At 67.8% G+C, this 16,891-nt stretch carries 23 protein-coding genes; 7 read left to right on the top strand and 16 right to left on the bottom strand.

What is annotated here, in order from left to right; all coding sequences use genetic code 11:
* Positions 1-64: 64 nt before the first annotated feature.
* The 4 genes from AC3B5L_RS11745 to AC3B5L_RS11730 all read right to left on the bottom strand — a co-directional run bounded on the left by AC3B5L_RS11745 (position 65) and on the right by AC3B5L_RS11730 (position 2,769).
* Positions 65-646, bottom strand: a complete 582-nt coding sequence (locus AC3B5L_RS11745) for a DUF2238 domain-containing protein (protein WP_259954213.1) — start codon at positions 644-646, stop codon at positions 65-67.
* A complete protein-coding gene (locus tag AC3B5L_RS11740) occupies positions 643-1,488 on the bottom strand; it encodes an endonuclease/exonuclease/phosphatase family protein (protein ID WP_259954211.1) in 846 nt (281 codons plus the stop codon). The genes AC3B5L_RS11745 and AC3B5L_RS11740 overlap by 4 nt, the downstream gene beginning before the upstream one ends.
* A complete protein-coding gene (locus AC3B5L_RS11735; RefSeq protein ID WP_187661908.1) occupies positions 1,485-2,282 on the bottom strand; it encodes a glycosyltransferase family 2 protein in 798 nt (265 codons plus the stop codon). The genes AC3B5L_RS11740 and AC3B5L_RS11735 overlap by 4 nt, the downstream gene beginning before the upstream one ends.
* A 94-nt stretch (positions 2,283-2,376) precedes the next feature.
* The gene (locus tag AC3B5L_RS11730; protein WP_259954209.1) at positions 2,377-2,769 is read right to left on the bottom strand and encodes a hypothetical protein; all 393 of its coding nucleotides are present in this window, start codon (positions 2,767-2,769) and stop codon (positions 2,377-2,379) included.
* A 102-nt stretch (positions 2,770-2,871) separates the two neighbouring features.
* Between AC3B5L_RS11730 and AC3B5L_RS11725 the strand changes: the two genes are divergently transcribed.
* The 6 genes from AC3B5L_RS11725 (at position 2,872) to AC3B5L_RS11700 (ending at position 8,600) form a co-directional block, all read left to right on the top strand.
* Positions 2,872-4,053 carry a TadA family conjugal transfer-associated ATPase gene (locus AC3B5L_RS11725; protein ID WP_490095802.1) on the top strand — a complete coding sequence of 394 codons (1,182 nt, stop codon included), beginning with the start codon at positions 2,872-2,874 and terminating at the stop codon, positions 4,051-4,053.
* A complete protein-coding gene (locus AC3B5L_RS11720) occupies positions 4,050-4,907 on the top strand; it encodes a type II secretion system F family protein (protein WP_366237668.1) in 858 nt (285 codons plus the stop codon). The genes AC3B5L_RS11725 and AC3B5L_RS11720 overlap by 4 nt, the downstream gene beginning before the upstream one ends.
* Complete coding sequence (locus tag AC3B5L_RS11715) at positions 4,904-5,776, top strand: type II secretion system F family protein (protein ID WP_490095801.1); 873 nt, start codon at positions 4,904-4,906, stop codon at positions 5,774-5,776. The genes AC3B5L_RS11720 and AC3B5L_RS11715 overlap by 4 nt, the downstream gene beginning before the upstream one ends.
* A 110-nt stretch (positions 5,777-5,886) precedes the next feature.
* Positions 5,887-6,432, top strand: a complete 546-nt coding sequence (locus tag AC3B5L_RS11710; RefSeq protein ID WP_490095800.1) for a hypothetical protein — start codon at positions 5,887-5,889, stop codon at positions 6,430-6,432.
* Positions 6,433-6,465: 33 nt separating this feature from the next.
* Entirely contained in the window at positions 6,466-7,566 is a 1,101-nt protein-coding gene (locus tag AC3B5L_RS11705; protein ID WP_490096406.1) for a fatty acid desaturase family protein, read from the top strand.
* Positions 7,563-8,600: a diacylglycerol/lipid kinase family protein gene (locus AC3B5L_RS11700; protein WP_490095799.1), complete on the top strand. Its 1,038-nt coding sequence runs from the start codon at positions 7,563-7,565 to the stop codon at positions 8,598-8,600. The genes AC3B5L_RS11705 and AC3B5L_RS11700 overlap by 4 nt, the downstream gene beginning before the upstream one ends.
* Positions 8,601-8,647: 47 nt before the next feature.
* On the opposite strand, the gene AC3B5L_RS11695 is transcribed toward AC3B5L_RS11700, so the two are convergent.
* Positions 8,648-8,785: a hypothetical protein gene (locus AC3B5L_RS11695; protein WP_490096426.1), complete on the bottom strand. Its 138-nt coding sequence runs from the start codon at positions 8,783-8,785 to the stop codon at positions 8,648-8,650.
* Positions 8,786-9,421: 636 nt separating this feature from the next.
* Between AC3B5L_RS11695 and AC3B5L_RS11690 the strand changes: the two genes are divergently transcribed.
* Positions 9,422-10,024 (top strand): hypothetical protein, encoded by a 603-nt coding sequence (locus tag AC3B5L_RS11690; protein ID WP_490095798.1) that lies wholly within the window; start codon positions 9,422-9,424, stop codon positions 10,022-10,024.
* A gap of 7 nt (positions 10,025-10,031) precedes the next feature.
* On the opposite strand, the gene AC3B5L_RS11685 is transcribed toward AC3B5L_RS11690, so the two are convergent.
* The 11 genes from AC3B5L_RS11685 to AC3B5L_RS11635 all read right to left on the bottom strand — a co-directional run bounded on the left by AC3B5L_RS11685 (position 10,032) and on the right by AC3B5L_RS11635 (position 16,845).
* On the bottom strand, positions 10,032-10,676 hold the full coding sequence (locus AC3B5L_RS11685) for a recombinase family protein (RefSeq protein WP_490095797.1): 645 nt from the start codon (positions 10,674-10,676) through the stop codon (positions 10,032-10,034).
* Between the two features lie 2 nt (positions 10,677-10,678).
* On the bottom strand, positions 10,679-10,936 hold the full coding sequence (locus tag AC3B5L_RS11680) for a hypothetical protein (protein WP_490095796.1): 258 nt from the start codon (positions 10,934-10,936) through the stop codon (positions 10,679-10,681).
* 240 nt (positions 10,937-11,176) lie between these two features.
* Entirely contained in the window at positions 11,177-11,458 is a 282-nt protein-coding gene (locus AC3B5L_RS11675) for a hypothetical protein (RefSeq protein WP_490095795.1), read from the bottom strand.
* 105 nt (positions 11,459-11,563) lie between these two features.
* Positions 11,564-11,749: a hypothetical protein gene (locus AC3B5L_RS11670; protein WP_490095794.1), complete on the bottom strand. Its 186-nt coding sequence runs from the start codon at positions 11,747-11,749 to the stop codon at positions 11,564-11,566.
* The gene (locus AC3B5L_RS11665) at positions 11,746-12,054 is read right to left on the bottom strand and encodes a WhiB family transcriptional regulator (protein ID WP_490095793.1); all 309 of its coding nucleotides are present in this window, start codon (positions 12,052-12,054) and stop codon (positions 11,746-11,748) included. Before AC3B5L_RS11665 ends, AC3B5L_RS11670 begins: the two co-directional genes overlap by 4 nt.
* 51 nt (positions 12,055-12,105) lie before the next feature.
* Positions 12,106-12,378: a hypothetical protein gene (locus tag AC3B5L_RS11660; RefSeq protein WP_490095792.1), complete on the bottom strand. Its 273-nt coding sequence runs from the start codon at positions 12,376-12,378 to the stop codon at positions 12,106-12,108.
* On the bottom strand, positions 12,371-13,552 hold the full coding sequence (locus AC3B5L_RS11655) for an AAA family ATPase (protein ID WP_490095791.1): 1,182 nt from the start codon (positions 13,550-13,552) through the stop codon (positions 12,371-12,373). Before AC3B5L_RS11655 ends, AC3B5L_RS11660 begins: the two co-directional genes overlap by 8 nt.
* Positions 13,549-14,268, bottom strand: coding sequence for a bifunctional DNA primase/polymerase (locus AC3B5L_RS11650; protein ID WP_490095790.1), 720 nt, complete (start codon positions 14,266-14,268; stop codon positions 13,549-13,551). Before AC3B5L_RS11650 ends, AC3B5L_RS11655 begins: the two co-directional genes overlap by 4 nt.
* Before the next feature lie 5 nt (positions 14,269-14,273).
* Positions 14,274-14,648, bottom strand: coding sequence for a hypothetical protein (locus AC3B5L_RS11645; RefSeq protein WP_490095789.1), 375 nt, complete (start codon positions 14,646-14,648; stop codon positions 14,274-14,276).
* Between the two features lie 336 nt (positions 14,649-14,984).
* Positions 14,985-15,272, bottom strand: a complete 288-nt coding sequence (locus AC3B5L_RS11640) for a hypothetical protein (RefSeq protein ID WP_490095788.1) — start codon at positions 15,270-15,272, stop codon at positions 14,985-14,987.
* A gap of 154 nt (positions 15,273-15,426) precedes the next feature.
* The gene (locus AC3B5L_RS11635) at positions 15,427-16,845 is read right to left on the bottom strand and encodes a recombinase family protein (protein ID WP_490095787.1); all 1,419 of its coding nucleotides are present in this window, start codon (positions 16,843-16,845) and stop codon (positions 15,427-15,429) included.
* Positions 16,846-16,891 lie beyond the last annotated feature (46 nt).

Here is a 16,891-nt window from a genome sequence, read left to right as displayed (position 1 = left end):
GTGGCTTCAGTCTACTGACCCGCGCCCCGTTCGACCCTGGGGATCGTCCCGCAGTTCCACGCCGTCACGCCGAGCGGCGACGCTCCAGCCGGACGACGGCGACGAGGACTCCAGCCGCAAGAGCCCCGAGTCCTCCCATCGCCATGTCGCCGATGGTGTCCTCGTAGGTGACGAAGATCTCGTCGGTGACGAAGGTGCGGCCCGCCCACTCGATCATCTCCCACACGGCGCTCGCCGCGAGCCCGATCACGGTGCAGAGCACGAGGGGGATGCGGGGACGGAACGCCGGGGTCTCCTGCGCCGTGACGATGCCGAGGCGGGAGAGCACGAGGTAGCCGGTGGCGGCGAGGGCTCCCGTGCAGACGAAGTGCACGACGAGGTCCCACCCGGTGAGCGTGCGGTACAGGTCGAACACGTTGCTCGCGGCGGCGACGAGCACGATCAGGCCGATGGCGAGATCGATGCCGCCGCGCATGCCGAGGACGCGGGGGAGCATGAGGGCGGGAAGGGCGAGTGCGAGGATGCCCGCGTCGGTCGGGGTCGACCAGATCGCCGCGACGAGGACGCTGAGGACGCCGATCACGCGAACGGCGTCGGCACCGTACTCGGCGATGGAGTGCGGCGGGCGGAGGAAGTCCTCCTTCATGCGGTCTCCTCGGGTGGGATGGCGCCGGGGGCGAGGTCGATCAGGGCCTGCACGGCGAGATGATCCGACGGCCAGCCTCCTCCATACTGCCGGGCGTTGATGCCCGCCCGGCGCACGGGCAGCGCGGGGGAGGTGAGGATGCCGTCGATGCGGCGTCCTCGGCGGGGTGACCGGTAGCCGGCGAACGTGCTCCAGGCCGGTGTGCGGCGGGAGACGGCCGCCGTCCACGAGTCGCGGAGGACGTCGTCGGCTTCGAGGGCGCACCACGGTGCCGTGCCGGCGGGGGCGTTGAAATCCCCGACGAGGACGACGGGGCTCTCCGCTGCGGCGGCGACGTCGTGCACCGCCTGCGCTTGACGGAGCCGGGCCCACGGCGAGAACGCGTCGAGGTGGGTGTTGAGCACGGTGAGGGCGGCGCCGGTGCGGCGGTCGCGGAAGGACGCCTCCACCACCACCCGCGGGGAGACGCTCAGCCAGGAGCGGGAGCCGGGGCGGTCGGGGGTGCGGGAGAGCGCGACCTGTCGCCAGCCGCCCAGTTCCAGTCGGTCGGCGTCGTAGAAGAGCGGACAACCCTCGCCGCGGGGTCCGGCGAGGCGGCCGCGGCCGACGCGGTGGAACGACGGGCCGAGCGCGGCGGAGACCTCGGCAGCCTGCGCGGGCAGGGCCTCCTGTACGCCGAGGACCTCCGGCCGCTCCGCGCGGAGGAGCGCGGTGAGCCGGGGACGTCGAACCGACCAGCGGTCGGCGGGCGGCCAGGCGAGCGCGCCGAGGTCGCGGCGGATGTTGAGGGTCATGACGTGCAGCTCGGTGGTGGACGGCGATCCGAGGAGCGGCGCGGTCATCGGCGGGCTCCCGGCGCGGGGACTCCGAGGCGGTGCAGCACCCGGCGCAGCGCGAGCCGCACCCAGCGCACCGGAGGGAAGTCCTCGGGCCAGTGCACGAGGACGGTGCGAGCGCCGATCCAGGAGCGGCGGGCGAAGGAGCGTCCGCTGCCGAACGGGCGCATGGAGATGCCCATATCGGTGTGCAGGAGCCAGCGGATGCGGTGGCGCTCGCCGACATGGAAGGCGAGGTCGAGGTCGTCGTGAAGCGCGGCATCGTCGCGGTGCACCCGGTCCCGGACGGCGAGCCAGGCCGAGCGGCGGAGGGCGAGGTTCGATCCGAACAACGGCCCGTGGCCCAGGGCGGAGCCGCACACGACGACGTAGGAAAGGAGGTAGGCCGCCGCGAGGGGCCTCCGCAGGAACCGGGGACCGTCGACGAAATGCGCTCCGCCCGTCCACGCTCCGACCCGCGGATCCCGCACGTACGCGGCCGTCATCGTCTCGACCCACCGCGGCCCCGGTACCCCGTCGGCGTCGAGCCGCAGGATCACGTCGCCCGTCGCCGTGTCGTACCCGGTCGCGCTCGCGGCCGGGATGCCCGGAGTCTCGCACCGCACGACCCGTGCGCCGTGCCGGGCGGCCACCGCGGCCGAATCGTCGGTCGAGGCGTTGTCCACGACGATGATCTCGTCGGGCGGGAGTGTCTGCCGGGCGAGGGCGCGGAGGCATCGCCGCAGTTCCGCCGCATCGTCCTTGACCGGGATGACCACGCTCAGGGTCGGTTCAGGGGCGGCTGGTGTGGCGCGGTGCACGTCGTCTCCTCGCAGGTCTGCTCCTCAGCCTAGGGAGCGCGACGACGGGCGACGTACCGGTTGACACCGGGGCGGGCGGCTCGATACGGCGGCGTCAGGACGAGCCATCGATGCAGACGGCCTGCCCCTCGACGAACGTGTCGATCGCAGTCCGGCGGAGTGCCTGCTCGCGGTCGGGGTCCGCGGCGTCGCCGTTCTGGACGCCGACGCGGTAGTCGTAGAGCGCGCGCAGGTCGTCGCTTACGGCCGTCGCCGCCTCCTGTACCTCGCCGTCGACGTCGAGATCGGCGTATTCGTCCGCCAACTCCTTCAGGCGCTCGGTCTGCTCCGGAGTCGCCGTACCGCCGACCGTGTCCTGTGCGAAGAAGGCCTCGACTTCGGTGTCGACGGCGGCCACGCTCTGGCACTGCAGGAGATCGGGACCACCGGTGCAGCCGGACAGGAGGAGAACGCCGAGGAGCCCGCACGAGACAGTGAACCGCTTCATGCCTGCACCGTATCGGGTGCCGGACCGCCTCCGTTCGGAGGCCGCGCAGGGGGGTGTGGATAACTCCGCGGGCCGGGAGCTGATCGTTGCGAGGATGCAGGGATGGAGCAGCCCGCGTCGATCATCGCCGACCTCGTTCGGCGTCGGCTGCGGACCGAGGGTGTGGATCCGGCGATCGACCCAGAGCGGGCGCGGGAGGTTACAAGGGCGGAGGTGCGGCGCCACGACGATCGGGCTCTCGCGCGGGGCGGCGTGCTCGTGGAGGACGAGGCGGCGTGCGTGCGGGACGTTCTCGCGGCGGTGAGTGGGTTCGGCGCTCTGCAGCCCCTGCTCGACGACCCCGGCATCGAGGAGGTGTGGATCAACGGAGACGGGTTCGTGCATACCGCGCGGGGTGGTGTGGCGGAGCGGACAGCGCTGCGGCTGGACGAGGCGACGGTGCGGGATCTGGTGGAGCGCATGCTGCAGGCGACGGGGCGGCGCGTGGACATAGGGCAGCCGTTCGTCGATGCCTCGCTGCCGGACGGTTCGCGGCTGCACGTGGCGATCGCCGATGTCGTCCGCGGGTCGTGGGTGGTCAACATCCGCAAGTTCCTTCCCGGGCACCGCTCGCTCGACGCGCTGACGGCGCAGGGCGCGCTGACTCCTGATGCCGCGCATGCCCTGGGTGAGGCGATGCGGGCAGGTGCGTCCGTGATCGTGTCCGGGGCGACCCACGCGGGAAAGACGACCATGCTCGGCGCGTTGCTGGCCGCCTGCGCGGCGGACCAGCGCATCATCACGGTCGAGGAGACATTCGAGCTCGCGGTGGACGGCCCCGATGTGGTCGCGCTGCAAGGGCGTCAGCCCAGCCTCGAAGGCACGGGTGAGATCACGCTGCGGCGGTTGGTGAAGGAAGCTCTGCGGATGCGACCGGGCCGGCTCGTGGTCGGAGAGGTGCGCGATGCGGAGGCCCTCGACCTCGTGCTGGCACTCAACACCGGCGTCCCCGGCGCCTGCACTGTCCACGCCAACTCCGCTGTGGAGGCGCTCGACAAGCTGTGCCTGCTGCCGCTCCTCGCCGGGCGGAACATCGACCGCGGCTTCGTCGCTCCGGCGATCGCGTCGTCGGTCGATCTCGTCGTCCACTGCGCGCGCGATGCGGCAGGCCGACGATACGTCGAGGAGATCGTCGCCCCGACGGGTGAAGTGGTCCAGGGACGGGTGCTCAGCACTCTGGTCTTCGGCGCCGCCGCACACCGGCCGCTGCGGTCGACCTCGGTCGGTTCGGGGGTCCTCGGATGACGATCCTTCTCGGCGCGACGCTTGCGGCCGGCGTGCTCCTGACCCTGTCGCCATGGCTGTGGCCGAGGGGAGAGCGCTCCACCTCCACGGCGCACCGCGGACGCCTGGTGCGTCTGGCGGGTGAGGCGGGGTTCCCGTCTCTGCAGACCCGCTCCCTCGTGATCGGCATCGCCGGCGCCGCCCTCGGTGCGGCGTCCCTCGTCTGGCTCGTCACGGGGAGTGCCGCGCTCGCGGTCCTCGCCGGGATCGCCGGCGGGACCGCGCCGATCGCCTACCTGCGCGGCCGACGACTGCGGCTGCGGCGTCTGCGTCGGCAACTCTGGCCCGATGTCTGTGACCTGCTGATCGCCGCGATCCGCGTCGGCCTGTCGCTTCCGGATGCGGTGGCCACCCTCGCCGAGTCGGCGCCCCCGGCGCTCCGCCCCGCATTCGGCGTGTTCGCCCGAGACCTGCGGAGCAGTGGACGGTTCGACGCGAGTCTCGACCGGTTGAAGGTCGTCCTCGCCGATCCGCTCGGGGATCGGATCATCGAGACGCTGCGGATGGCGCGGCAGGTCGGCGGCACCGAGCTCATCGGCGTGCTGCGGGCGTTGTCCTCATCCGTCCGTGCTGACGCGGCGCTCCGCGGCGAGGTCGAGGCGCGGCAGTCGTGGATCCGGGGAGCCGCCGTCCTCGGAGCCGTGGCGCCGTGGATCATCCTCACCCTCCTGATCCTCCGTCCGGAGGGGGCGAAGGCGTACAGCACACCGGAGGGCATCGTCGTGATCGTCGTGGGCGCGGTCGTCTCGGTCGTCGCGTTCCGCCTCATGATCCGCATCGGTCGGCTGCCCGAGCCCCGTCGGTGGTTCGGGTGAGTGGGCTCTCCGCGCTGGCCGTGGCCGTGCTGCTCGGCGGGGGATTCGCCGCGGGTGTCCTCTCGCTTCTGGCGGGCCTCCCGCGGTGGCGGGCAGCGTCGCTCGCGTCGCGGATCGCGCCGTACGTGCGGGACGTCGTGGACGACGAGGTGTTGCCGCGCGACGCCTTCACCCGGCCCGGCACCCTGCCTGCCGGAGGGTTCCGCCTCGGTGCGCGCGGTGCGAAGACGCTCGACCGTCTGCTCGGCGGGACGGAAGCTCTCCGACGGCGGCTCGCTCAGGCGGGGTCGGCATTCGATCCCGTCGCCTTCCGCGGTCGTCAGCTCGCGGTGATCGTGGGCGGAATCGCTGCCGGAGCGCTCGCCGTCATCGTTCTCGTCGTGATCGGTCGGTGGTCGCTTCCGGTCGGGTCGATCCCGCTCCTCGCGGGAGCGGCGGCCGGTGTGGGGTACGACATGCGGCTGTCGGCGCGGGTGCGGGCACGGAAGGTGCGCCTCACCGAGGAGTTGCCGACGACCCTGGAGTTCCTGGCCCTCTGCCTCTCTGCGGGCGAGGGCTTCCTCGACGCCGTGAAGCGCGTGGCCGGCGTGGGGTCGGGGGAGCTCACGGTCGAGCTGCGTCGCGTGATCGTGGAGGTCGGGACGGGGTCGTCCCTCGCCGACGCGCTGGCCGCCATGGCGGGTCGGCTGGAGCTTCCGGGGCTGACCCGAGCCGCGGACCAGATCGTCGCCGCGATCGAGCACGGAGCACCCCTCGCCGCGGTGCTGCGCGCGCAGGCCGATGACACCAGGGAGGAGGCCAAGCGCACGCTCATCGAGCAGGCCGGACGGAAGGAGATCTTCATGCTCCTGCCATGCAAGATGGTCTAAGTATACTTTTCCGCAAAGCGTCGACGGTATGTGTATATGTAGCGGGCGCCGACACGCAGACCAATGGCTGAACCTGTGAGGCGTACAGGTTGGAGGCGTAGCGTCGGGCTATGGAGACACAGACACGAACGAGCGGTGCAGATACCGCGACGCTGGGCCTGGGATCGGTGCTGGTAGGTTCGTTGCCTGCGGCGCTGATGACTGATGAGGCCCCGGATCGTTACACGGTGGAGGCGGTGTTCACGCGCCGCCCCGAACGGGACGAGATCACGGAGATATTGGGGAGCGGAACACGGGAACGTCTTGCGAGGGCAGGGTATTCGACTGTTGAGTTGACGATCTCGGATCGTCGATTGGAGATCGCGAACACGAATCTTGAGGAGTTGCGTGACGGTCTCGGTGGCGTGCTCGCTAACCGGCTGGCCGAGATCAGCGAGGATGTCCGTGCGAAGCAGGATGCGGCGGCGGTCCGGTTCCGCGAGGCGGCTATTGGTGAGCAGGATAGAGCGGCCTCTGTCGCGGCTCTGGCGGAGTCGGTGACCTTCCACACCTCTGCGGATGGAGTGTCGGGGTCCGGGTCGGATCAGCGATCCGCGGCGACCGACGATCGTGCCCGTATCGACGACTGGACTGACGAGGGGGGTCACGGGCGTTGATGACGACCGTGACCTTGGGATGTGGGGCGCATCATGGATGGGTTTCGTTCGACCACACCGCGTTCAGAAGATCGGCAGCGCACCCGGAGTGGGAGTGAGTTCACGGCCCTGGCGAAGACGATCCGGGATCAGGGGCTTCTGCGTCGCCGGTATGGGTATTACTGGTCGAAGCTGATCGGTCTACCCCTTGTACTCGCCGGTGGTCTGCTGGCGTTCGTGTTGATCGGTGACACCTGGTGGCAGTTGCTTACGGCGGCGTTGTTGGCTGTCGTGTTTACGCAGATAGCCTTTCTCGGGCACGACTCGGCGCACCGACAGATCTTTGTCTCGGGCAAGTGGAATGACTGGGTGAGCCTCGTCCTCGGCGACCTGCTGGTGGGGATGAGCTATGGATGGTGGCAGCACAAGCACACCCGTCACCACGCGAATCCGAACAAGCTGGGGGCCGATCCAGACATCGAGTTGCCGGTGATCGTCGTCGCGCCAGAGCGTGCGGTGTCGAGAGGGCGGGTCATGTCGTGGCTGCGGTCGCATCAAGGGATCTTCTTCTTCCCGATATTGCTCCTGGAAGGTGTCTCGCTGCATGCGTCCGGGGTGCGTCGGGTGGTCACGCGCGGGCCGTTGAGCAGGCGATGGGTCGAGATCGGGTTCCTCCTGGTCCGTCTGGTCGGTTTCCCGGTGCTCGTCTTCCTCGTGCTGTCGCCGGGCATCGCGTTCGTGTTCCTCGCGGTGCAGCTCGGGCTCTTCGGGTTCTACATGGGTGTCTCGTTCGCCCCGAATCATAAGGGGATGCCGATCGTGCCGAGCGATGCGAGCTTCGACTTCCTTCGTCGTCAGGCGATGATGAGCCGAAACGTCCGCGGCGGTCGTCTGCTTGACACGGCGATGGGCGGGTTGAACTATCAGATCGAGCATCATCTGTTCCCGTCGATGCCGCGCCCTCATCTGCGCAAGGCAGCGCCCATCATCGCCGCCTACTGCCGAAGTCATGATGTGCCGTATGTGCAGACCGGGCTACTGGCGTCGTATGCGATCATCGTGCGGTACATCAACCGCGTCGGACTCGGGGAACGCGACGTGTTCACCTGCCCCCTGGTCGAGCAGCGCCGCTACGTCACCGCAGTCCCGCAGTGAGCACGCACGACCACCCGGCAGCTGGGCGAGGGCACGCCGCCGTCGTCTACAACCCTGTCAAGACCTCGCTGGGGCGGCTTCACCCCGCGGTCGCGGAGTGTGAGGCCCAGCACGGCTGGGCGCAGACGCGCTGGTACAAGACCCGCAGCGACGACGCAGGCCGGGCCGCCGCGGAGCACGCTCTCGCTGCTGCTCCGGCGGTGGTGATGGTCGCGGGCGGCGACGGTACGGTCCGAGCCATCGCGGAGGTGATGCAAGGGACGGGCATCCCGGTCGCGCTGGTTCCCCTGGGCACCGGCAATCTCCTTGCTCGCGATGTCGGTTCGCCGATCAACGACATCGCCGCCTGCATCTCCGCTGCGTTCTCGGGTGAAGACCGGTCCGTGGATGTCGGGGTGGCTGAGCTCGAGGACGAGAGCGGCGCCCGGCGTTCGCATACGTTCATGGTCATGGCGGGCATCGGGCTGGATGCGGAGATGGCGGAGAGCACGAGTACGATCGCGAAGAAGCATCTCGGCTGGTTCGCGTACGTCACACCGATCGCCCGCTCGGTCATCGCGAACAAGCTCTTCCATCTCGACTACCGAATCGACGGCGGTCGGGTGAGGTCGACCCGGGCGCACACGGTCATCGTCGGCAATTGTGGAACCCTGACAGGGAACATGTTGCTGATCCCCGCTGCAATTATCGACGACGGGCTGTTGGACGTCGTGATGATGCGCCCGACAGGGCGCTTCGGATGGGCGCGGATCGGCACCCGCCTCACCCTGCAAGGCCTCGCCCGCCGTTCCCTGCTCAGCCGCAGATTCCTCCAGCAGGCGCCCGACCTTCACGCACTCGCCTACGTACAAGGACACCGGTTCGAAGCCCGGTTCGACGCTCCTCACCTCATCGAACTCGACGGCGACAGCTTCGGTCACATCACCCGTGTTCGAGTCAGCGTCCGCCCAGGCGCCCTGCAAGTGCGAGTGTCGGGCCAAACCAGGTCGGTGGAGAAGAGCAGCATGGCGCAACAGTGGCCGTCACGCCCGTAGAAAGCCCAGAAGCATGAACCGCGCTCTGTGGGCCCCGGGCGCGGGGACTACGCCTTGGTGCGGTTGGCGCGCTGCCGGAGTATCCCGAAGATCAGGGTGCCGATGAAGAGCACGATTCCGATGATGGCCAACCAGAGCAGGCCCTCGAACACGAATCCCACGATCGACAGCACCACCCATGCCACAAGCAAAATGAGAAGAACTGTCCACATGTCGCTCACCCTACGCTCAATCGCCCGAGAATACCGGTGATCAAGGACATTGCCTCTGCGCGATCTGTCCGTGCCCGCGGCTGACCGGAGGATTCATAGCACGGAGTGACATAGTAGAGGAGTGCTCCGCCTCGGTGATGGCATACCGATCCGAGGAGAAGGGGCGTTCATGCCCGCATGGTGGGAACAACTTCTACACATCACAACCGGTCACATCAGCCGCCACGACGAACTCCCCGATCTCCGGCACCTTCCGACGCGGCCTGTCGTGCTGGAACGAACCCACTACCTCGTGAACGATCGCGAACGCGACAGCCAAGCGCCTCGCACCTACGTCCTTCGCACCCAGCCCCGCACACGACGAGCCCCCGCCGGGGTCGCCGTCACCTCCAACGGACGCGGCGTCGGACATCTGCCCGCCGATGCAGCAGACGCTATAAGCCCGCTTCTCGATGAGCTCGGCGGAGCGGCAATCGTCAACGGTACCGGACCGAAGGCCGGAAGCATCCGACTCCGGATCGACCTGCCAGCCCCTGATGCAGTCGGCGAGTTCATCCGGACGCGCGCCAGCACGCTCGACTGTCCTGATTCACTACCTACTCCGAGACGATGATGCAGGCTCCTCGACTAAAGACGCTGGCCACCTGCGATGATCAGTCCATGGATGTCGCTGCGTTTGTTGTCTCCATCATTGCCGTTCTCATCGCTGGGGCCGGGACTCTCCTGTCCAACAAGCGATCGAAGGAAGCTCTGCGGGAGTCACGCAAGGCGGTCACGACTGCGCTCTGGTCTGCCCTGCAGGAAGCGATACAGCGGCTCGTCGCGTTCGATCCAACCATGGAGCCGGTGGGGGAGCGCCTCGCGAACCTGCGCATCGCCATGATCGACCTGGCGGACGAGTACACCGACTGGGAAGGCCTCGACACATGGCTGGAGGCGGAGCGTGCCCTGGGAGCGACCATTGCGCGTCAGGTCATGGAGGCGGCGCAGCCGGGTGACAGTGTGGACCAGCGCCTCAAGAATCTCGACCCGCTTATGAGCTGGACGCAGGCGCTCAGCCAGAACGTGCGGCGGTTCCGGGCCACCGGGTACGACGCGACGACGCTTGCCAAACTGGAATCACACGCGCGAGACCTCATCAGGCAGATTCACGAGCGCCACGGGTGGGAGTTGCCGCCTACCTCGAACCCGCGCCTGGGGCCTTTGGACTAGTACATGGTCAAGCGGCCCTGAGGCGCTGCTGCACCTTTGCCACGGCGTTACCCGTCCAGGGCTTGCCGGTGGCGGTGGTGAGGCCCTCGGCGTTGAGGGTCTCGGCGGTGGCTGCCAGCGTGTGAGCAGCGCGCAGGGCCAGCAGGCGCGCCTCCGTGGCCCCCGGCAGCACGGACACTCGGCCCATGTGCTTCCCGGCCCGCTTCGCCGCCTGCATGGCGGCGCTGGTGCGCTCCCCGATGACCTCGCGCTCCCACTCGGCTACCGACATCATGACGTTGGCTACGAGCTTGCCTGTGGGGGTGCTGGTGTCCACACCGAGGTCAATAGCCACGACGGCCCATTTGCGCGCAGCAGCCCGCTTGAGGATGCCCGAGAAGTCATGCACGCTGCGGCTCAGGCGGTCGAGCTTGGCAACCACGATGCCGTCAACGTCGCGGCGCTTGGGCGGGACGTGCAGCCGTGTGAGCGCGGCCTGTAGCTGCGGGCGCGCCAGTGACTTGGCGCTGAGGCCTTCATCCACGTACCAGACGACGTCCCACCCGTGCGCGTCGGCGTACCGCTGGATGGTGTCACGCTGGGCGTCCAGCCCAAGGCCGCTGCTGGCCTGCTCCTCAGTGGACACCCGCAGGTAGCCGATCATGGTGGTCATGGTCAGCGGGTGGCCTTCGTGGCGGCGGGCTTCTTGGCCGGTGCGGCCTTGGCGATGGGCGCAGGGGCACCCTCCCGGCAGCCGTCACAGAAGTCGATGCCGTGGGTGTAGTAGGCCGCTGACTGTGTGGGCGAGTGGACGATGGTCTTGTGCTCTTCACAGAACGTGATCCACTTGCCGCCCTCGGGGTCAGCCCCGAACTCGACGGCGGTTGCGACAGTGAGCTTTTCCCCAGTGGCGCGGATGGTGCGTGTGAACATGGTGGCCTCCTTAGCCGTTCGAACATTTGTTCGATACATGAACCTTAACACTGAAGGGTCCCCTTCATGCACAATCTGCTCAAAGGTGATGCCCGCTACTATGCAATGTGATGACAGAGTAAGACAGCCGCAGGTACGCCGAAGGCTCCCCAGTGTGTGACCAGGGAGCCTTCGGTTGCTGGGCATGCACACCCAGCGGGACGCGGCGAAAGAAGTCAACAACCGCGCCCGGTCATGAGGTCAGACGTTCGGCGCCGCGTACGTCATCTGGTTGGACAGGTTGTATGCGCCGCCGCTGGTGTTCGCCTCGACGTAGGCGAGCGCAGCCGCAGCACCCGCCGTCTCCGGGAACGCGGTCTGCCACGTCTCGACCACTCCGGACATGCCCGTGTTGCGAGCGCGGTTGCCGATGGCGTGCGCCATTTCAGCGTCACCGTTGGCGATGGCGTCGTTGAGCATGTCCACCGCCTCCTGTTGGTCGATGATCTTGCGGGCACGGTCGGCGGCGTCACGGCGCAGCATGACCGAGTTGGCGTCGCTGGGCTGCGTACCCCGGAACTCCTTCTCGACCTGGTCGTGCAGGTTCTTGACGAACGTGTCCTGCTCGGCCCTGATCTCGTCGAGCTTCTAGCGCGTGTCCTTGTCCAGCGCGGCCAGGTGCTCCTTCTTGGCGAGGTCGCTGGTCATCGGGTCGGCCTTGATCTCCTGGAGGGCGACGCGGTGCGCTTCCTTCACCTGCGCGGCCTGAGCCTTGAAGCCGTTGAGGGCAGCGGGGAGGGTCTGCTCGACGGACTTGGCGGTTGACTTGCTCATGATGTTTCTTCCTTCTGTGTGATGGGTGCCGTGGATACCGCCCCGGCGTCGGTGGTTGATGTGTGTGGGCGACCCCTGCCCCGTCCGGCGCGGTCGATGCCAGCCCAGAAGCCGGAGTCAACTCGTGAAGCGACGGCGTAGTGGTTGCACAGGTCACGGATGGGACAGCGCGCACAGATTGATGCACACACCGCGCGCTCTAGCTCGGTCCGAGATTCGGCCGTAAACACGTCGTGCCCGCTGCAAGGTGGCGCGTAGCGTTCCAGCACCGCCTTCAGGTCTTCCCATGCGTCATCAGTGCTCATGGCCGTCCTCCTGCGTGCTGCTGTGAAACGCCGTACAGCCGTGACGGTGTTTCATTCCTCGACCGCCTCCCGCGCAGTCGGGTTGACGACGACCGAATCAGGGTCGATGTCATCGGCAGCGACGATCGTGCTGTCATCCAGTTCGAGCGCCTGCACGCCGTCGAGTTCGCCCACGGCCCAGACGGTGCCAGCGTGAAGCACGTTCATGCCGGTGTCGTACGAGATGCGGGTGATCATGTCGGGGTAGACGAGCGGACGGCATCCCTCGCGAAGGCGGAACAGCACTTCATCGTCAACGCGGATGGTGATGGTGTGCTCAGTCATGGCGCTTGCCTGCCTTCCGGGTGGTCGATGACGTGCGACGCGTGCCCGTGGCCCTGCGGGGGCGTACATAACCCCCTGGGTTGGCTGAGTTGCCTGAGTTGCTATCCAACTCACTAAACTCACCCAACTCAGGGGTATATATGGCCGTGTAGCGCCCGGTGTCGTCTTTGGACGCGAGGTCACGCGCCGACAGGCGAACCAGCGCGTTACGGACGGTTTGCAGCTTGGCGTGACCGTCGTAGAGCTCGTAGGCCTCGGCGGGCGTCAGCGGGCCATGCTCCTTCAGGAGTTCGAGCATCTTGTGGCCGACCTTGCCCTGCCGCTCGACCCGCTCCCTCACCTGACGCTCCTGCGCAGCCAGCCGCGCCTTCCCTGCGCTGCGGCCGTCGAACGTCCACACGACGCCTTTCAGCGTCATCCCGAACCGGGCATCCTCGACGTCGCGGCTGTTGCGGATGAGCGTTGCTTCGGGCTTCTGCCGGTCGGGCCTGTCCATCACGAAGATCCCATCAACGGCACCCGTGAGGCCGTGCGTCCCGGACGATGAATCGACGCTGTCGCCGGACTTGTCCTTGCGGTTGTGATGCACGATCAACACGGACGCGCCGGGGTCGTCGGCACACAGCCTCTGGATGGGCTGCAAGGTGCGCTTCTCGTGCAGCATCGGGGCCAAGTCACGCGGCTTCGGCCCCATCACTTCAGACAGGGTGTCGAGGATGACCAGAGGTGACTGCCCCTTGTGCCGCTCCATGAACGCACGCATCACGGCAAGGGCCGTGTCAGGGTCGGTATGGAACTCGAACGTGGAGGGCACCGACGTGAGGCCGAAGTCGGTCAGCCGCTTGGCCAGCCGGCGATCACCTGACTCCAGGTCGAGCAGCAGCACGGGGCGCGCTGCGACCCTGATCGAACCGAACGCCTTGCCGCCCCGCGCGCAGGCAATGGCCAGCATGAGCGATAGCAGGCTCTTGCCGATCTTGGGTGCGGCGACCAGCAGGTGGCATCCATCAGGGATGACGTCGGGCACGATCCAGTCCAGGATGGGGAAGTCCTGCCTGAGTAGGTCGGCTACCGAACGGGGCATGGGCGGAGCTGCAAGCCGCTCGGCCTCTTCCTCTGACAGCAGGTCAGCTTCCGGCACCCGTGGGGTGGTCGCTTTCTTGCGGGGGGTCATGCGTGCTGCTCCTTCCGGGCCGACAGCACTACGCGCTCGGCCTCGCTGCGGCTGAAGCCGTTGTCCTCTGCGGCGTCGATGAGTAGTTCCAGCCCGCGGTCGCCAACCCCGGCCTCGTGCGCACGGCTGGCAGCCCAGAACAGCCCGTCGTGACGCTCACCCGATTGCAGGCCGCGCACGAATGACGCGAGCGCCACGGGGCTCGCAGCCGTGGGGGTCTTGGGCTTGGAACCCCTGCGGGGCAGCATCAACTTGATGACCTCGCGCGGCAGCGTGGCCACATCGCGCGTCACCCATCGGTAGGGACTGCCCGAGGCCGGGTGGATGCTGGGCGGCATCACCATGTAGCCGTTGATCTTGACGTCGATCCCGCGCGGCACGCTGCCCCTGTACGGCTGCACGAACGGACGCATGTAGTACAGGTGACGCCCGCCGTCGCGCCTGCCGCTGACCACTTCCAGCGTGGGCGGAAGCTCCACCCCGGCGCGCAACTCGAGGTCTCGCAGGCTGCCCCCGTTGCGGGGATCAACGTCGAGCACGATCAGGCTGCGGGGAACCGGGGCGCCGATGTTGTAGTCATGGTCAGCCCACCACTTGCGGATCGTGCGCCGGTCGGTGGTGGCGTCAAGGTGGCCGTGAGGCGTAACGGGCTTCTTGCCGTCTAGCGGCAGCACGGCCCATCCGGCTTCGGCGAGTTCAAGCGCGGCGCGCAGCATGCGGCTCACCATGGGGTCACCCCCAGCGGGATCGGCAGCAGGTGCGGGTCGCCGGCAAGCCAGTAGAGGACGCCGTGGCACTCGTGATCGTTCAGGTGCCCGTCAACGTCTTGCAGGTGCCAGTCGTGCGCGGCGTAGAGGAGCTCCAACCCCCAGCGCAGTTCATCCGGCGACCAGAACCCAACGAGCTCCCATACGGGTCGTTCACCCGGCTCACCGTAGATGTGTATGAACCCCCAGGGGTGAGGCGTGAGGGGCGCGATGCCAGCGGGTTCTGCGAAGGGGCGGAACCACTTCGGGACGGGGCCGCTGCGCAGCACGGTCAGTTCTTCGGAGCGCGATAGCCTCCGCTTGCTCGGGTACCTGACCAGGATGCTCATCGCGCACCCCGCAGCAGACCTGCCAGGCGCTTGACCTGTACAGGGGTGAGCGGTGGCGCTACTGCTAGCGCACGCTCGATCGCATCAGCAATCTTGGCTTCAGCCAGGTCGCGACGGCCCTTGGCCTCCCGCTGTGGGTCAGCCACCCTGCGCCCGACCATGATGTCGGACTGCGCCTTGGCGCGGGTTGGAGAATTGGAACTAGACAACGGAAAACTCCCCACGGAGTCAGGTCAGCGCTTGGCTGACTAACTGACTCCCGGTGAGGAGTTGGAATGTGACCTTGCTTTTGTATCCCGCCGATCACCAGCGGCTATTCAGTTGTATGTGCTGAGCCTACAGGGCTAGTTCGCCCGTAGCCTGCGCCCGGGCGAGGCTCGCCTGCAAATCCTCGTGACGGGGCTGCTCATCACGGCCGCACGAGCACTTGAAGCGCGGCGTGGGGTAGCCGGTGAGCGCACCATCCGCGCCCGCCTGGATGAACCAGTCACGGTCTGACCCGAACTGGTCAATCCGCTCCCACACGTCGTCCGACTCAGACCAGCGGTACTGAGCGACGATGCGCGAAGGGTGGCTCCCGTGGCGCTTGGTGCCTCGACAGACCACCTTGATAGTGGATTGCATGTTTGCTATTATGCCCCGCCGAGCGGCGAGCGCTGCAATTCGCCCCCTGCGGCGTGTTTGGCTCTCAGGCGTGTGTGGCCCCAGGGCTAGGGGGTTAGGGCTGCGAGGGGACGCTAGACCACTCAGAGGGCGCTCAGAGCCGCTCGCATCGGCCCTAGCTGCGCCACACGATGCGGATTAGGTCGGGGTCGAACGCCCTGCCGCTGCCCTGCGGCTCGATCACCACCACGGCCAGCGCGTCGATGATCGCGCGCCGGTTGTCGATGTGCAGCCCCGCCCACGTCTGCCGGGCCAGCGGCCCCACCACGTCCACCGGCACCCGAGCGGGCATCGACTCGGCCACGGTGCGCTCGTGGGTGGTGCGGTCTGCCCGCAGGCGCTCGGTGATGCGGCGCAGCTGATCGCCGGTGAGCACGCCCTCGGCGAACTGATCGGCAGCCGTGGCTAGGCGTGCGTCAATGGCCTCCATGGCGTCCCGCGCCTCCTGCGCTGCGCCCGCATCACCCTGGCTGAATAGCTGCGCGGCATCTGGCCGCTCAAGGCGGCGCAGGATGACCTCGGTCACGAACTCATCCACCGGTTCCTGGATGCGGCGCACCTTGTGACAGGTGCCGCAGGCATACGCGGCCTTGACCGGCTTGGACTTCTGCCCGGGCTTCGGCGTCCACCCCGGTATCCGCTTCATCCGGCCACCCAGGGAGTCACCGCAGCGGCCACACACGGCTAGCCCTGATAGCAGGTGAACCGGGGTGCGCCCGCCTGTGCCCTGCGCTCGGTTCGGATCCGTGAGCAGCGCCTCAAGCCGTGCGTGCGTGTCCTCGTCGATGATCGCCGGGTGCAGCTCGGGGTTGAACGTGCCGACTACCTTGCCCCGGTGTGTGCGCAGGCCAGCGAGCGACGGGCGGCGGATGAGCTGCCGCAGCGTAATGCCCTGCCAAGGAGCACCAGCGGGGGAGGGGACACCGCGCGCGTTGAAGTCGGCAGCGATGCCCCGCAGCGAGTCCCCAGACAGCACCCGGCGCGCAGCCTCACGGATGACCACGGCCTCAGCCTCCACGATCACATCACGCCTGTCCTCTCGTCGGTAGCCGTAGCCAGGGCGCGCGGTTGGGAGGCCGTCAGCGGCGCGGGCATCTGACGCCGCCAGCTGACGTCGTGCCTTGCGCCTGGACTCGATGCGGCCCATTGCTGCGCGTACCGTGGACATGAACTCGCCCGAGTCGGTAGCCGGGTCGACATAGCCATCACGCGCGGTGTCCCACACCACCCCGGCAACCTCGCACGCGGCGTGCAGCTCTAACTTCTCTTCGACGCTGCGTGCTAGGCGCTCTTCCTCAGTGGCCACGATGACACGCCAAGGGGCACCGGTCTCAGCATCGGCAAGCATTCGCTCGAAGTCAGGGCGCTCCTTGTGCCCCAGCGCGCTGATGCCGTCGTCGGTGTAGCGCGCGACGATGCGGTAGCCACGAGTGGCGGCGTGTTGCTCGTTCTGTACGTGCTGGTCGGCCACCTTGTCACGGGTGCTGACCTTCTCGCTGATGCGCGCGTAGCTTGCTGCGGGAATAAGTGTCACAGGGAAAGGTTACTACCTAATGCTATGCCCGTTGGTCTTCCTCATC

Source organism: Microbacterium sp. C-MGS6 (assembly GCF_058140415.1).
The sequence above is the reverse complement of the archived record's forward strand: the minus strand, read 5'-3'. Positions and strand labels throughout refer to the sequence as shown.

Excerpts from the sequence above, each read along its gene's own strand:
- AC3B5L_RS11745 (WP_259954213.1), bottom strand. The coding sequence starts at position 646 with ATGAAGGAGGACTTCCTCCGCCCGCCGCACTCCATCGCCGAGTACGGT.
- AC3B5L_RS11740 (WP_259954211.1), bottom strand. The coding sequence starts at position 1,488 with ATGACCGCGCCGCTCCTCGGATCGCCGTCCACCACCGAGCTGCACGTC.
- AC3B5L_RS11730 (WP_259954209.1), bottom strand. The coding sequence starts at position 2,769 with ATGAAGCGGTTCACTGTCTCGTGCGGGCTCCTCGGCGTTCTCCTCCTG.
- AC3B5L_RS11725 (WP_490095802.1), top strand. The coding sequence starts at position 2,872 with ATGGAGCAGCCCGCGTCGATCATCGCCGACCTCGTTCGGCGTCGGCTG.
- AC3B5L_RS11720 (WP_366237668.1), top strand. The coding sequence starts at position 4,050 with ATGACGATCCTTCTCGGCGCGACGCTTGCGGCCGGCGTGCTCCTGACC.
- AC3B5L_RS11710 (WP_490095800.1), top strand. The coding sequence starts at position 5,887 with ATGGAGACACAGACACGAACGAGCGGTGCAGATACCGCGACGCTGGGC.
- AC3B5L_RS11705 (WP_490096406.1), top strand. The coding sequence starts at position 6,466 with ATGGATGGGTTTCGTTCGACCACACCGCGTTCAGAAGATCGGCAGCGC.
- AC3B5L_RS11690 (WP_490095798.1), top strand. The coding sequence starts at position 9,422 with ATGATGCAGGCTCCTCGACTAAAGACGCTGGCCACCTGCGATGATCAG.
- AC3B5L_RS11685 (WP_490095797.1), bottom strand. The coding sequence starts at position 10,676 with ATGACCACCATGATCGGCTACCTGCGGGTGTCCACTGAGGAGCAGGCC.
- AC3B5L_RS11680 (WP_490095796.1), bottom strand. The coding sequence starts at position 10,936 with ATGTTCACACGCACCATCCGCGCCACTGGGGAAAAGCTCACTGTCGCA.
- AC3B5L_RS11675 (WP_490095795.1), bottom strand. The coding sequence starts at position 11,458 with ATGCTGCGCCGTGACGCCGCCGACCGTGCCCGCAAGATCATCGACCAA.
- AC3B5L_RS11670 (WP_490095794.1), bottom strand. The coding sequence starts at position 11,749 with ATGAGCAAGTCAACCGCCAAGTCCGTCGAGCAGACCCTCCCCGCTGCC.
- AC3B5L_RS11665 (WP_490095793.1), bottom strand. The coding sequence starts at position 12,054 with ATGAGCACTGATGACGCATGGGAAGACCTGAAGGCGGTGCTGGAACGC.
- AC3B5L_RS11660 (WP_490095792.1), bottom strand. The coding sequence starts at position 12,378 with ATGACTGAGCACACCATCACCATCCGCGTTGACGATGAAGTGCTGTTC.
- AC3B5L_RS11655 (WP_490095791.1), bottom strand. The coding sequence starts at position 13,552 with ATGACCCCCCGCAAGAAAGCGACCACCCCACGGGTGCCGGAAGCTGAC.
- AC3B5L_RS11650 (WP_490095790.1), bottom strand. The coding sequence starts at position 14,268 with ATGCTGCGCGCCGCGCTTGAACTCGCCGAAGCCGGATGGGCCGTGCTG.
- AC3B5L_RS11645 (WP_490095789.1), bottom strand. The coding sequence starts at position 14,648 with ATGAGCATCCTGGTCAGGTACCCGAGCAAGCGGAGGCTATCGCGCTCC.
- AC3B5L_RS11640 (WP_490095788.1), bottom strand. The coding sequence starts at position 15,272 with ATGCAATCCACTATCAAGGTGGTCTGTCGAGGCACCAAGCGCCACGGG.